At 74.1% G+C, this 1,589-nt stretch carries 2 protein-coding genes; one reads left to right on the top strand and one right to left on the bottom strand.

Annotated features, from left to right (window positions below; all coding sequences use genetic code 11):
- Positions 1-161: 161 nt before the first annotated feature.
- On the bottom strand, positions 162-836 hold the full coding sequence (locus ACFU7Y_RS43830; protein WP_224274699.1) for a FadR/GntR family transcriptional regulator: 675 nt from the start codon (positions 834-836) through the stop codon (positions 162-164).
- 123 nt (positions 837-959) lie between these two features.
- Between ACFU7Y_RS43830 and ACFU7Y_RS43825 the strand changes: the two genes are divergently transcribed.
- Positions 960-1,589, top strand: a 630-nt coding sequence (locus tag ACFU7Y_RS43825) for an MFS transporter (RefSeq protein ID WP_380772044.1), incomplete at its 3' end; no start/stop codon positions are given.

Here is a 1,589-nt window from a genome sequence, read left to right as displayed (position 1 = left end):
GCCCTCGTGGGGGTGCCGGGCAGCGGCGTTTCGTTCTCGTCTCGGCCGGGGATCCAGGGCGGGCCTGGGCTCCCGGCCGGGATCCCCGGCCGGGGTTGGGGTCGGGATCGGGGCCGGGCGCGTCGGGCTTGAGGGCGGGCCTGGTGTCGGCGCGCGGGCGGTCAGACCTCAGCGGTGGCGCAGACGCCGATGGCGCGGCCCGCCTCGACCGAGGCACGCTGGGCGTCGCCGGCCCGGATGGCCTCCAGGATGCCGTGGTGGCCGATGTAGCGCTCGGCGATCAGCTCGGGGCCGACGTCGTGCCGCAGGTGCTCGCGGGTGACCTCACCGAGGTCGGCGTACACGGCGAGCAGGACGTCGTTGTGGGCGGCGGCCACCACGGCCTGGTGGAAGGCAGCGTCGGCCTGGATGAAGTCCTCGGCCTCGCCGGAGTGCCAGGCGGCCTCCCGGCGGGCCAGCGCGCCGTCCAGCAGCTCCAGGTCGCGCGCGGTGCGGCGCTGGGCGGCGAGGCCCGCCGCCGAGGTCTCCAGCGCCGCCCGCAGCTCGGCGATCTGGGCCTGCTCGGCGTCGGCGAAGCGGCGGTGCATCACTCCGGCCAGCTCGCTGGTGGCCAGCACGTACGTGCCGGAGCCCTGCCTGATGTCGAGCAGGCCGTTGTGGGCGAGGGCGCGGACGGCCTCGCGGACGGTGTTGCGGGCGACGCCGAGCTGTTCGACCAGGGCGGCCTCGGTGGGGATGCGCGAGCCGACCGGCCACTCCCCGGAAGTGATCTGGGCACGCAGCTGTGCGATCACCTGGTCGGACAGCGGGGTGCGCCTCGGCGAGGACAGCGCCACGGGGACTCCTTGCGACTACGGCTCGGGTGGGGCCTGGTGGGAGGTGGCCGGTGGATGAACGGTCGGCACATCATGCCAAGTACAAGGTGCATCAATTCATCCCATCATTCTATGATGTCGCTCATGCCCGCAGCAGACACCACCGCTTCCACCCCGACCGACACCCGGCGGCCGCCGGCCGAGCGGCCCGCCGCCTCAGGCTCCGCCAAGTACCTGGGCTGGCTGTTCGCCGTCGCGATCGCCGCCGCAGCCTTCAACCTGCGCCCCGTGGTCACCAGCCTCGGGCCGCTGCTCGACCAGGTCCGCGCCGACCTGGGAATGAACCCGACCCTCGCCGGGCTGCTCACCGCCGTCCCGTCGCTGTGCTTCGCGCTGTTCGGCTTCGCCGCGCCGGCCGCGGCCCGCCGGATCGGCCCCATCGCGGTGATCACGGCTGGCATGGGCGCGATCGCCGCGGGCGTGCTGGCCCGCTCCTTCGCGGGTGGCACCGCGGTCTTCCTGCTGCTGACCGCGCTCGCGCTGGCCGGCGTCGCGGTCTCCAACGTGCTGCTCCCGGTCGTGATCAAGCGCTACTTCCCGGAGAAGGTCGGTCCGATGATCGGCCTGTACTCCATGGCGCTGTCCGCCGGCACCGCGCTGGCCGCGGCCGTCACCGTGCCGCTGACCAGCGCGTTCGGCGGCGACTGGCGCTACCGCCAGGGCGTCTGGGCAGCGCTAGCCGCGCTCGCGCTGCAGCACTGGCTGCCGGTGCTG

The organism is Kitasatospora sp. NPDC057542, from assembly GCF_042801945.1.
Classification (GTDB): Bacteria; Actinomycetota; Actinomycetes; order Streptomycetales; family Streptomycetaceae; genus Kitasatospora.
Note: the sequence above shows the minus strand (reverse complement) of the source record. Positions and strands in the feature narration are given on the sequence as shown.